Raw genomic sequence first — 13096 nt, 5'->3', positions numbered from 1 at the left:
TAATGAGTGAGCATTTTGGTATGGAAAATCTGAGTCATTCTAAGCTTCCTAGTCACATAAAAACACCCGCTTACGATCGAAGCCGATTGAAAAGCAGAATAGTACACATTGGACTGGGCGCATTTCACCGTGCTCACCAAGCGGTATTTTTAGATAAGCTGCTCACCCACGATGAGCAGTGTGATTGGGGCATCTGTGCTGTAAGCCTTTTTAGTGGCTATCCCGCTATTCAAGCGCTCCGTTGCCAAAACCATGTGTTTAGTGTCACTGAGCAGTCGTGCGGTCATTCCGAAACTCGTGTGATAGGCAGTATTATTGACTCTCTTCATCCCGTTCTGGATGGAAAGTACGCTGTCATTAACAAGCTTGCGGATCCTATTACCGAAGTTGTCACCCTTACCATCACAGAGAAAGGCTATTGTATTGACGGTAACACGTGGCGTTTGAACACCAAAAGCGAACAAATACAGCATGACCTTACATACCCTCACGACCCAATCACAGCCATTGGCTACCTAGCGAGATCGCTCGATTTAAGACGGTTAAACAGCATTAAGCCATTTACGATGCTTTCTTGTGATAACTTCCGAGAAAACGGAAACGTATTGAAAACGGCGATACTGGACTTTTCAATGTTGTCGAATCCAGACCTATATGAGTGGATCAAAAAGCACGGTGCTTTTCCTTCTTCCATGGTGGATTGTATCGCGCCATCTATGTCTGAAGCGCTACACGATGACATAAAGACAGTGTTAGGAGTCCCCGATCCTTGCGCAGTGATTTGTGAACCCTTTAGACAATGGGTTATTGAAGACAAGTTTAGCCTTTCTCGACCAGAACTTGAGAAGGTGGGAATAACATTTGTTGAAGATGTCCGACCCTACGAGGAACTCAAGCTCCGTATGTTAAATGGGACACATTCTTTGTTGGCTTACGTCGGGTATTTAGCGGGTTTTCATTCTATTTCTGACGTGATGAGTAACGACGTGTTAAACCGAGTGGCAAGAGAAATGATGCTTTCTCAGGCTCAAACGGTTAACCCGCCAGAAGGTGTGTGCGTAAACCGATACGCAGACGAATTGATGACAAGATTCCAAAACCCTAATGTACGCCACTCAACATGGCAAGTGGCAATGGATGGCAGCATAAAGATCCCTCAGCGCATAATTCCATCTCTCGAAATTTTGGTTGAACGTAATTTGGATTTTACTTGGCAGGCGTTTTGTATTGCTGCCTGGGTTCGGTATGTGTCTGGGGTCGATTTGCAAGGTAAGGCGATTGAAGTGAACGACCCAATGGCGGACGAATTGAAGCAGTGTCATCACGAGAGCATTAACGAGGTTGCGGTGGAAAAAGTCTTATCGTTGACCGGAGTCTTTCTATCAAAACTCGGTAATAACAGTGAAGTTTCGACAAAAATTTCAGATGCTTACCAGCAAATTTGTGAAGAGGGAATATTACAAACAGCAGAAAAATACCTCGTTAAGAACAAGTCTACTTTCCAGCAAGGTGAACCGCTCTTTTAAGGAGAACGCCGAGTGCTAACCGGATAAAAGATCATAAAATAAGGAGTGTGATATGAAAAAGGTGATACCAGCGACACAACATGGACAAAAAGGACGCCAATGAACACATTTTTGACTGAAGATTTTCTTCTCACGAACTCCATTGCCTCAGAGTTGTACCACCAATACGCATCGGACATGCCAATCTATGACTATCATTGTCACCTCGACCCAAAAGACATCGCTGAAGATCGCCAGTTCAATAACTTAAGTCAGATATGGTTGGAAGGCGATCATTATAAATGGCGTGCAATGCGAGCCGCTGGAGTCGATGAGGAACGAATCACCGGGAAAGCGTCAGATTACGACAAGTTCATTGCTTGGGCGTCTACCGTTCCAAAAACATTAGGCAATCCTTTATATCACTGGACCTGCTTAGAACTGCGGCGCCCATTTGGTATTGTAGACACGCTATTAAACGAGGAAAGTGCAGACGACATTTGGCAGCGTTGTAACAACATGCTGTCTACGGCTGATTTTTCTGCAAGAAATATTTTGCGAAAGATGAACGTCAGGCTGGTGGGGACGACAGATGATCCTGCCGATTCACTGATTTACCACAAACAGATTGCTCAGGATCCGACGTTCGAAATTGATGTTCTGCCAACTTGGCGACCCGACCGCGTCTATCTAATAGGTCAGCCAGACTTTCCAGACTACCTACATACACTGGGCTCAACGGCATCCACCGTTATTCGAAACTACGAAGACTTACTGCGTGTGTTAACGATTCGGTTAGATCATTTTGAAAGTCACGGTTGCCGAGCGGCGGACCATGGTTTAGATAAGCTGAATTTTTCGCCAATTCCCAGCATTCCAGACTTAAACCAAATCGTTGTAAAACGTCTTTCAGGTCGAGAACTTTCGGAGCAAGAGGACATTGCTTTTTCATCCGCCATACAGGTATGGATGGGCAAGGAGTACCACCGCAGAGGGTGGGTAATGCAGCTTCATATCGGTGCGCTTCGAAACAACAACACTCGTATGTACGGTCTTGTTGGTCCCAACTCTGGCTTTGACTCTATAGCCGATGCACCGATTGCACAGGCGTTGGCAAGGCTGTTGGACGAATTGGATAAAGAAGACACGCTCCCCAAAACCATTTTGTACTGCCTAAACCCAAGAGACAACGAAGTCATCGCAACAATGACGGGTAACTTTCAGGGGGGAGGCATTGCAGGAAAGATACAATTTGGATCGGGCTGGTGGTTTAACGATCAGCTAGATGGTATGCAGCGGCAGTTGCAACAACTCTCACAGCTAGGGTTACTCAGCCAGTTCATTGGTATGTTGACTGATTCTAGAAGCTTTCTTTCTTACACTCGCCATGAATATTTTCGACGTATCTTATGCAATATGATTGGACAGTGGGTGGCGAGAGGTGAAGCCCCAAATGATCTGCCAATGTTGGGTAAAATGATCGAGGATATCTGCTTCAATAACGCCAGAAATTATTTTCAGCAATGAAGTGAAGGGCAATACCCTCAGCCCGATCATTCCTCTCAGACGACGGGAGTTTAGCTGTTAGGCTTTGCTCCCAGTACTGTCTATTCAAAAAAACGAACAAGACTCATCAAACTCAAATCGGCTCAATGATGTCGAGGCTGAATGGCTGACATTATGGCTAGGGAGCGCTAACCATTCATTTGTCTGACTGCCAATTTATGCGTTTTTTATAAAAATGCTTGATATGTTCAATTAATGCACTATTATGACGAAGTGTCACAAATGACGCATCGTCATAAAAGTATCGTCCTATACAGGAATAGTAGACGTGTTACAATGAGATAGGAGCAAGTGTAAATGATACGGTGACAGACCTATGTTTGGTTTTGGTTGTAAAAACAGTAAAGATGGGAAGCCACAATGTACTTTGTCCATGACAAAGAAGCAGCAGGCGATTGCAAACAGAGAAATGGAACTCACCAAATTAGCGGAAGAACTGGTGAAAGAGCAAGGCTTTGCGAACTTCACTATGGATAAGCTGACGGCTCGCAGTCCATATTCTAAAGGCACCATCTACAATCACTTTTGCAGTAAAGAAGACGTGATCTTGGCGCTTTGCATTCACTCTTTAAAAAAAGAAGCCATGATGTTCAATCGAGCAATGACCTACGAAGGTAATACTCGGGAGAAAGTCATGGCGATGCACGCCGCATATCGAATTTATGTTCGGTTAGAGCCCGTGTTATCAGACTGCGTGATTACAGCAAAAACACCATGGGTATTGGAAAAGGCATCACCTGAACGAGTGAAAGAGCTTAATGATCTGGAAGAGCAGGTTATTGATAGCGCTGACAAGTTGGTTCAGAAAGCTGTAGAAGTTGGGGATTTGAAATACGCTCCTGGCTTAAGCTCAGATGCGATTGTATTTGCGAATTGGTCCGTGGCATTCGGCTCAAACGCATTAGCAAAAAATTCCACGAATAATTACTGTATTACACGCTTGCAAGACCCATTCTCAGTGTTACAAAATTCAAATATCCTTTTGGATGGTCTCCAATGGAAGCCGTTGTCTACGGAATGGGATTATCGCAAGACCTGTCAAAAGGTTGAGCAAGAGATATTTGCTGAAGAAATCGCTTATCTTGAGTCCATAGGGCGCTAAAGTAAGCTTTCTAAGAAACCCGCTTAGGCGGGATTATTTAGACTCTTTAGTGACGATTCGTCATATTTTGCACGGTGTCGAGGAATATTACTTCGAACCGATCAAGTAGAGTAATTTTAACCCGTGTGAGCTGGTTTTAAATTGCAAATGAATGATGAAGCGTCACAAACGGAGAGTGTGATGAAAGCTGAACAGAACCTTTTCACTCGGTTATTAAGAAGCCCGATTAGCCATACGCCTTGGGTTTTATTGATAATGACCATCCTATTGGTCGCCTCTATGATAGGCGGAAAAAATCTTTACTTCCGTGGCGACTACAACATTTTTTTTGATGGTAGTAACCCACAACTTCAGGCTTTTGAAGAGATTCAAGCCACATTCAATAAAACCGATAATCTAGCCATCGTTATCGCTCCATCCGACGAAAATGTTTTCAGCAAAGAAACATTAGAGTTGGTTCAAGCACTGACGGAGGAGGCTTGGCAAGTGCCTTTTTCAAGCCGCGTCGATTCACTTTCCAATTATCAGCATACCGAAGCGTTTGAAGATGACCTCTTAGTTGAAGATCTTTTAACCGAAGAGCATGAATTAACGCCGGAAAGAATGAAAAAGGTTAAAGAGATAGCGCTTTCAGAGCCTGCTTTGCGTCAGTCCCTTGTGTCGGAAAATGGTGATGTGACCATCGTCAATATCACATTGCAAATGCCTAAAGTGGACGAAACTATTGAATTCATGCAAGTGGTTACATTTGCAGACACAATGCTCGCTAAGTATCAAGCCGCTTACCCCAGTGTGACTTTTCATAAAGCGGGTGTTGTGGCAATGAATGACGCTTTTATGGTCTCTGCTAAAAAGGATACCTCGACACTGGTTCCGGCAATGCTTGTTGTGATTTTGGTGTTCCTGACACTCATGCTTCGCTCATTCTTGAGTGTTCTGGCGACTCTGATTGTCATCATCGGTTCGGTTGTGGCAACCATGGGATTATCGGGTTGGTTTGGTATGTTTCTGAGTACGGCAACGGTCAATATACCCACCCTAGTGCTGACACTTGCAGTGGCGGATTGTGTACATGTTATTGCGACCATGCGTCAGGCAATGCGAGAGGGCAAGAGTAAATATGAAGCTATCTTTTACAGTATCTGGATCAACTTTATACCGATTCTGATTACCTCAGTTACAACGGCGATCGGCTTCCTAATGATGAACATGTCCGACTCCCCAGCGCTGCGTGACTTTGGAAATCTAGCGGCGCTTGGTGTGATGATAGCTTGTGTACTGTCAATCACTCTACTGCCCGCACTGCTCAAAGTACTGCCAATCAAGGCGGTGCCGGAAACTCAAAATAAAACGACGTACATGGACAAATTTGGTGCGTTTGTTGTTCGTCAACGTAAAGTACTGCTTCCCCTTTCTGTGGTTGTCATCGCGGTGTCCGCTGTGCTTGTCCCACAAAACAAAATCAACGATGAAACGGTGAAATATTTCGACCATACCAGTGCGTTCCGTCAGGCAGCGGATTTTATGGAAGAGCGTATTTCTGGCATGGCCAATATAAACATCGCGATTAAATCGGGTGAATCTCAGGGGATTGCCGATCCTTCGTTCCTTGCAACGTTAGGTGAATTTACCGATTGGCTACGTGCTCAACCTGAAACGGATCACGTTGCATCTTTGTCAGACGTCTACAAACGTCTTAATAAGAATATGCATGGTGACGATCAAGACTATTACACACTTCCCCAAGACAGAGAGCTCGCTGCTCAATATTTGTTGATGTACGAAATGTCACTGCCATACGGTTTGGATCTCAATAACCAAATTAATGTTGATAAGTCCTCAGTCAAATTGATGCTGACCATTCCAAATCTGGGCAGTAAGGAGCTGGTAGACATCGAAAGACGGATATACGGATGGTTTGCCGCTAACGCTCCGCAATACGACATTCTAGCTTCTAGTCCCTCATTAATGTTTGCGCATATTGGTGAGACCAACATGGCGAGCATGTTATCAACATTGCCCATAACCCTGATTTTGATTTCAGCGCTCTTGATATTTGCTCTTCGCTCATTTCGTTTAGGCGTGATCAGCCTCGTGCCAAACATGGCTCCCGCTGTAATTGGGTTTGGTTTATGGGCACTGTATTCCGGTGAAATCAACCTAGGTTTGTCTGTAGTCGTGACACTGACATTGGGCATCGTCGTCGATGATGCCGTCCATTTCCTCAGCAAATACCAACGCGCACGTAAAGAAGGAAAAGACGCCGAACAAGCCGTTCAATACGCCTTTAATACAGTCGGCCGAGCCCTTTGCATTACCACCGTCGTCCTTGTTGCTGGCTTTTCTATTCTGGCGATGTCCAGCTTTAGATTGAATGCTGATATGGGGCAGCTCAGTGCATTGGTGATTTTCTTAGCGTTGGTAGTGGACTTCTTATTCCTACCAACATTGTTAATGCGGTTTGACAAAGACAAGGTTCCAACTGAAGACACCAAGGAAGCCTTACCCATTAACAAGATAGAAACCGTCTCGCCATAATTTGAAATTCACGGGCGAAGAGATTCGCCTGCTAAGAAAAGGAATAAATGATGAAAATGAAATACAGCGCTTTATTACTGTTAGGTTTATTGACGTCGGGCAACGTATTGGCTGATGCTGCCAAAGGAATGGAGATCGCAAAAGAGAGAAAAGCAAGAGACACAGGATGGCAAGATTCGGTCGCAACCATGAGTATGGTGCTGAAAAATGCTCAAGGTGAAAGCAGTTCAAGGCTAATGCGATTGAAATCTTTGGAAATTGATGGCGACGGCGACAAAGGGTTAACCGTTTTTGATGAACCCCGTGATGTTAAAGGAACGGCATTTCTCAACCATTCACACACGACCGAGCCTGACGACCAATGGCTTTACCTCCCAGCATTAAAACGCGTAAAACGCATCTCCTCACGTAACAAATCGGGACCTTTTATGGGCAGCGAATTCGCCTATGAAGATTTAAGTTCGTTTGAAATTGAAAAGTATCAATTTAATTATATTCAGGACGATGTAGTGGAAGGTGAGCCAGTCTTTCTGCTTGAACAAATCCCAACAGACAAAAACTCTGGGTACACCAAACAATTGGTTTGGCTCGATCAAATGCATTACCGTCCATTGAAGGTAGAGTTTTACGATAGAAAGCGGTCACTATTGAAAACACTGACGTTTTCAGACTACCGGATTTACGAAGACACATACTGGCGTGCCCACACCATGGAGATGGTGAATCATCAATCAGGAAAAAGCACGGTGTTAAGCACAACAGAACTCGCCTTCAAAAACGGGTTAAGTGACAGTGATTTCAGCAAAAATACGTTAAAACGAGTGCGATAAGGAAGGGCGATGACATTACGAATAGCAACGGTTTTAGCGTCTTTAATTGCACTGCCTAGTGCCGCAGAGTTTAGCGGTCAGGTGAATTTGGAGCACAGGCAGTTTTTTCAGTCCGGTCTTGACGGGCAAGGGAAAGAGCAAACCTCACTGGTATTAAAGCCTCAATGGTATTGGACTACAGAGTCGGGCAATGGTGAATGGAGTTTTACACCATTTGCCCGTTTAGATCGCTTAGATAAAGAAAGAACCCATGCGGATATCCGTGAGCTCCAATACTTGCATGTGTTTGATGGCTACGAAGTGCGTGCGGGCATTGGCAAAGTGTTTTGGGGTGTAACCGAGTCTGCCCACCTAGTGGATGTGGTAAACCAATCAGACGGTGTTGAGTCACTCGATGGAGAACAAAAGCTTGGTCAGCCAATGGTTCAATTTACCTTTGAGAGAGAGTGGGGAACGGTCGATGCGTTAGTTTTACCCTATTTCCGTGAACGAACTTTTTCAGGGAAAGATGGAAGATTCAGACCAGCGGTCCCTGTTTCTGATGATGCTTTGTATGAATCATCAAAAGAAGAGCAACACGTTGACTTCGCTTTGCGATACAGCCAAATGCTTGGTGATTGGGATATAGGGCTTTCGTATTTTAACGGTACAAGCCGTGACCCGTATTTCCGCATGGATGGGGGAGCGCTTAAGCCGTATTACGCTCAGATGTCTCAAGTTGGCTTAGACGCGCAAGGGGGTATAGGTGATTGGTTATGGAAACTCGAAACGATTTACCGTGACAGTTTTGAACCTCACACTGGGGTTGTGGCTGGGTTTGAATATACTTTAGTAGGGTTGGCTGAATCCGATTGGGATGTTGGCATGATTGTCGAGTATCTTTATGATTCTCGGGGAAATAACGCGCAAAATATAGGACAGAATGATGTGTTTTTTGGTGCTCGTCTTATCGCTAATGATGCAGAAGGAACAGAGTTTCTTGCTGGAGTAACACAAGACTTAGACAACAGCGATGTCTATAACGGTAGGGTTGAGGCGTCGAGTCGAATCAACAACCAGTGGAAGTGGCGAGTAGATGCTTGGTTGTTGCAAAACAGAACTCCGACCGATCTGCTTTATGTTGGGCGACAAGATGACTTTGTTGAATTGTCATTGGAATACTATTTTTAGAACGACGGCTTTTAGAATGACGGTTCTTTAGTTCAGAAGCGTCGCTCAATACTATGGGTATTCATTGCGCCCCAAAACACATGAAAGCCGAGCAATGCCCGGCTTTCATGTGTTTTGCGAGTAAGACTGTAGCTTGCGCCACACAAGTAATCCTAGATTAAATTCTCAGTATTTCAATTAAAAATGAATATTTTTTGGTGCTTTCATGAGCCCGTAAGGAAAGACTTAATTTTTATTTAGAAGTTTGTGAGTGTATTAATGCTTATTTGATTCAGATGTTGTGCTTTCTCATCTTTGAACGCTTTTTATTTCGAGAGCAACGCAGGTTATGAGTGGGAGTAAACAGGCAGTAGAACTGATCGAATGAAAGGTAGGATGAATTATTCCCAAATGAAAACAAAGTAGATCAAACCTGTAAAAGCAGCGCTTTTGGCTAACAATGGGTACAAAACGCAAGTTTTTGATGTTTTTTCGCTCTTAAAGCGCATGAAAGTGGAATTGGGTTTGGATTTAACCATCGCTTTGATTACTATGTAGAGCTATTTGAAAATACCCAAGAATCCCATCAGGGAAACCTTGTAGACACTACCACTTATGTTCTTTGCATAGGTAGATGAGGAAACGATGCAACATCTAGAAGAGATCATTGCTAATGCGAGCTCGGCAATCGACGCTGCAGAATCGCTAGTCGCACTTGATGAAGTGCGTGTTCAGTATCTAGGAAAGAAAGGCGAGCTAACGGCTCAGCTTCAAAGCCTAGGAAAATTACCACCAGAAGAGCGCCGTACCGCTGGTCAAGAAATTAACAAAGCAAAAGGCGCCGTTCAGCAGGCAATTGCAGCGCGTAAAGATGCCCTTCAACGTGCAGAGTTAGAAGCGAAATTAGCTGCTGAAACGATCGACGTAACTCTACCAGGTCGTCGCATCGAAAATGGTGGTCTGCACCCTGTTACTCGTACGGTTGAGCGCATTGAGAAGTTCTTTGGCGAGCTAGGCTTTACTACCGAGTCTGGTCCTGAGATTGAAGATGCATTCCACAACTTTGATGCACTGAATATCGCAGAAGATCATCCTGCACGTACTGACCATGACACCTTCTTCTTTAACCCTGATTTGATGTTGCGTACGCATACGTCTGGTGTTCAGATCCGCACAATGGAAAATGGCAAACCGCCGTTCCGTTTTATCGCGCCAGGTCGCGTTTATCGTAACGACTACGACCAAACACACACACCAATGTTCCATCAAGTGGAAGGGATGCTGGTTGATGAAAACGTCAACTTTGCTCAACTAAAAGGCATCCTTCATGATTTCCTTTGTAACTTCTTTGAAGAAGAAGTGGAAGTGCGTTTCCGTCCCTCTTACTTTCCGTTCACAGAGCCTTCTGCTGAAGTCGACGTAAAGGGCAAAAATGGTAAGTGGCTTGAAGTTTTGGGCTGCGGAATGGTTCACCCGAACGTACTTCGCAGCGTTGGCATCGACCCTGAAAAATACTCTGGCTTCGCATTCGGAATGGGGGTGGAGCGTCTGACAATGCTGCGTTATGGCGTAAACGACCTGCGCGCATTCTTCGAGAACGATCTTCGTTTCCTTAAACAGTTCAAGTAATCCAGAGGTTTATCACTATGAAATTCAGCGAAACTTGGCTTCGTGAGTGGGTAAACCCTTCGGTTTCTACTGACGAGCTCACTCATCAAATCACTATGGCTGGCTTAGAGGTTGACGATGTTCTTCCTGTGGCTGGTTCATTTACTGGCGTTAAAGTGGGTCACGTTGTGGAATGTGGTCAACACCCAGATGCCGATAAACTTCGCGTGACGAAAGTTGACGTTGGCGGAGAAGAATTACTGGACATCGTGTGTGGCGCTTCTAACTGCCGCCTAGGTATCAAAGTGGCTGTCGCGACAGTGGGCGCTGTTCTGCCTGGCGATTTCAAAATCAAAAAAGCGAAACTACGTGGGCAGCCATCGCACGGCATGCTTTGCTCATTTTCCGAATTAGGTATTGATGTTGAATCAGACGGCATCCTTGAGCTAGCAGAAGATGCCGTCATCGGTACGGACTTCCGCGAATTCCTTGGCCTTGATGATGTGACGGTAGACGTCGATCTTACGTCGAACCGCGCTGACTGTTTTAGTATTCGTGGAATGGCACGTGAAGTGGGTGTATTGAACCGCGCTGACGTAACAGAGCCCGTTGTAAATGCAGTCGCTCCAGCGATTGATGATCAGATCTCTATTGAAGTTAAAGCGTCGGCTGCTTGTCCACGTTATCTTGGGCGCGTTGTTAAGAACGTTAATGTTCAAGCTGAAACCCCACTTTGGATGCAAGAAAAGCTGCGCCGTTGCGGTATACGCTCCATCGACCCAGTCGTCGATATCACGAACTATGTGCTTCTTGAACAAGGTCAACCAATGCATGCCTTCGATCTGAGCAAGATCGAAGGTGGTATTGTGGTGCGTATGGCGGAGCAGGGCGAGAAACTTACCCTTCTTGATGGCACTGAAGCTGAACTGAACGCGGATACGCTTGTTGTAGCGGACCATAATAAAGCGCTAGCCATTGCTGGCATTTTTGGAGGCGAAGACTCTGGCGTAAATTCAGAAACCAAAGACGTTTTGCTTGAGTGTGCGTTCTTCTCGCCAGATCACATCCGCGGACGTGCTCGTAGTTATGGTTTGCATACTGATTCGTCCATGCGCTTTGAGCGCGGCGTGGATTACGCGTTGCAAATCAGTGTAATGGAGCGTGCGACTCAGCTTCTTGTTGAGATCTGTGGCGGTGATGTGGCGCCCGTTGTTGGCGTTGAGTCAGAAGCTGACTTACCAAAAGCAAACAACGTTGCCCTGCGTCGTACTAAGTTAGATAGCCTTCTAGGTCACCATATCGCAGATGCCGATGTGGTTGAGATTTTAGAGCGTTTAGGCTTGACGGTGGAGACAACACCAGAAGGTTGGACCGCTGTTTCTCCTACATGGCGATTTGATATCGCAATCGAGCAGGACTTAATTGAGGAAGTCGGTCGTATTTACGGATACGATAACATTCCTAACCAAAATCCAGTGGCTGCACTTAAGATGCACGATCATAAAGAAGCGGATCAACCACTGAAGCGTGTTCGTGATCTTCTTGTTGACCGTGGTTACCATGAAGCGATTACCTACAGTTTCGTAGAACCAGAACAGCAAAAGCTTATCGTGCCGGATGTGGAACCATTGGTATTGCCATTCCCAATTTCTGTTGAAATGTCAGCCATGCGTCTAGGTTTGATCCAAGGCTTGTTGAATACCGTTGTTCATAACCAAAAGCGTCAACAGCCTCGCGTTCGTCTATTTGAATACGGTTTGCGGTTTATTCCTTGTGAAGGTGCGGAAAATGGCATGCGCCAAGAACCAATGCTAGCAGGGGTGATTGCTGGAACTCGCGGGGAAGAGCATTGGAACATTGAAACCAACACTGTTGATTTCTTTGACTTGAAAGGCGATCTAGAAGCAATTTTTGAATTGTCTGCAAATGAAAAAGCGTACTCTTTTGCCGCTCTTTCTCCTGAAAATAGAAAGCAAAATCCAGCACTGCACCCGGGTCAGTCTGCGGTAATTATTGTCGATGCAGGTCTTGAAACCGAAAGAGAAGTCGGTGTGATCGGTACCGTTCATCCTGAACTAGAGCGCAAGCTTGGTCTTAATGGTCGTACTATCGTATTTGAAATTGAATGGTCTGCAATCAACACTAAAGTGATTCCAGAAGCGGCTCAACTTTCTAAGTTTCCAGCAAACCGCCGTGATATCGCACTTGTTGTGGACGAAGAAGTTGCCTCAGGCGACATCGTAAATGCGTGTTTAGAGCAAGGCGGTGAATTCCTGAAAGATGCTCGCCTATTTGATGTATACGTAGGTAAAGGCGTGGAAGACGGTAAGAAGAGTCTCGCAATCGCTCTGACTCTTCAGTCGGTAGAGCGTACGCTTGAAGATGCAGATATTGCTGGTGCAGTGAATGCTATTGTAGCTCACGTATCAGAAAAGTTTGGTGCATCGCTACGAGACTAACACGGAACAATAAACACGATGAAAGCAGGCTCACATGAGCCTGCTTTTTTGTAGAAGTATACATTTGTATCTGCAGCAGCGATGGGAACGCAAAAGATAGAATATTCAACTCAGTATGCATTCATGCCATCTGATTTTTGTTTCATAAATGATGCATCACTAATCGCAAAAGTTCGCAAATTTTGTCTCAACTTTATGAATTACCTAATAAAACTTTGAAAAAGTACACAAAATTTACATTAGGGTAACTCTCCTTATTTTCAGTGTTTTATGGTTTTATATATCAAATAATTGATTTTTTATGGTTTTTTTGTCTTTTAAACATTACTTCTGTTGAGT

At 44.8% G+C, this 13096-nt stretch carries 8 protein-coding genes; all 8 read left to right on the top strand.

Annotated features, from left to right (window positions below):
- Positions 1–2: 2 nt before the first annotated feature.
- The 8 genes from HC752_RS08320 (at position 3) to pheT (ending at position 12757) form a co-directional block, all read left to right on the top strand.
- Positions 3–1526, top strand: a complete 1524-nt coding sequence (locus tag HC752_RS08320) for a mannitol dehydrogenase family protein (RefSeq protein ID WP_190334666.1) — start codon at positions 3–5, stop codon at positions 1524–1526.
- 99 nt (positions 1527–1625) lie between these two features.
- On the top strand, positions 1626–3032 hold the full coding sequence (gene uxaC, locus HC752_RS08315) for a glucuronate isomerase (RefSeq protein WP_190334665.1): 1407 nt from the start codon (positions 1626–1628) through the stop codon (positions 3030–3032).
- 355 nt (positions 3033–3387) lie between these two features.
- Entirely contained in the window at positions 3388–4173 is a 786-nt protein-coding gene (locus tag HC752_RS08310; RefSeq protein WP_190334664.1) for a TetR/AcrR family transcriptional regulator, read from the top strand.
- Positions 4174–4353: 180 nt separating this feature from the next.
- Complete coding sequence (locus HC752_RS08305) at positions 4354–6711, top strand: efflux RND transporter permease subunit (RefSeq protein ID WP_190334663.1); 2358 nt, start codon at positions 4354–4356, stop codon at positions 6709–6711.
- A 47-nt stretch (positions 6712–6758) separates the two neighbouring features.
- The gene (locus tag HC752_RS08300; protein ID WP_190334662.1) at positions 6759–7541 is read left to right on the top strand and encodes an outer membrane lipoprotein-sorting protein; all 783 of its coding nucleotides are present in this window, start codon (positions 6759–6761) and stop codon (positions 7539–7541) included.
- A gap of 9 nt (positions 7542–7550) precedes the next feature.
- A complete protein-coding gene (locus HC752_RS08295; protein WP_190334661.1) occupies positions 7551–8711 on the top strand; it encodes a hypothetical protein in 1161 nt (386 codons plus the stop codon).
- A gap of 624 nt (positions 8712–9335) precedes the next feature.
- Positions 9336–10319: a phenylalanine--tRNA ligase subunit alpha gene (gene pheS / locus HC752_RS08290; protein WP_190334660.1), complete on the top strand. Its 984-nt coding sequence runs from the start codon at positions 9336–9338 to the stop codon at positions 10317–10319.
- Positions 10320–10336: 17 nt separating this feature from the next.
- Positions 10337–12757 carry a phenylalanine--tRNA ligase subunit beta gene (gene pheT / locus HC752_RS08285; RefSeq protein ID WP_190334659.1) on the top strand — a complete coding sequence of 807 codons (2421 nt, stop codon included), beginning with the start codon at positions 10337–10339 and terminating at the stop codon, positions 12755–12757.
- Positions 12758–13096: the final 339 nt, after the last annotated feature.

This window comes from Vibrio sp. S9_S30 (assembly GCF_014694455.1).
Taxonomy (GTDB): domain Bacteria; phylum Pseudomonadota; class Gammaproteobacteria; order Enterobacterales; family Vibrionaceae; genus Vibrio.
Note: the sequence above shows the minus strand (reverse complement) of the source record. Positions and strands in the feature narration are given on the sequence as shown.

What these genes read in the sequence shown, in the direction of transcription:
- HC752_RS08320 (WP_190334666.1), top strand. Translation starts at nt 3, where the DNA reads ATGAGTGAGCATTTTGGTATGGAAAATCTGAGTCATTCTAAGCTTCCT.
- uxaC (WP_190334665.1), top strand. Translation starts at nt 1,626, where the DNA reads ATGAACACATTTTTGACTGAAGATTTTCTTCTCACGAACTCCATTGCC.
- HC752_RS08310 (WP_190334664.1), top strand. Translation starts at nt 3,388, where the DNA reads ATGTTTGGTTTTGGTTGTAAAAACAGTAAAGATGGGAAGCCACAATGT.
- HC752_RS08305 (WP_190334663.1), top strand. Translation starts at nt 4,354, where the DNA reads ATGAAAGCTGAACAGAACCTTTTCACTCGGTTATTAAGAAGCCCGATT.
- HC752_RS08300 (WP_190334662.1), top strand. Translation starts at nt 6,759, where the DNA reads ATGATGAAAATGAAATACAGCGCTTTATTACTGTTAGGTTTATTGACG.
- HC752_RS08295 (WP_190334661.1), top strand. Translation starts at nt 7,551, where the DNA reads ATGACATTACGAATAGCAACGGTTTTAGCGTCTTTAATTGCACTGCCT.
- pheS (WP_190334660.1), top strand. Translation starts at nt 9,336, where the DNA reads ATGCAACATCTAGAAGAGATCATTGCTAATGCGAGCTCGGCAATCGAC.
- pheT (WP_190334659.1), top strand. Translation starts at nt 10,337, where the DNA reads ATGAAATTCAGCGAAACTTGGCTTCGTGAGTGGGTAAACCCTTCGGTT.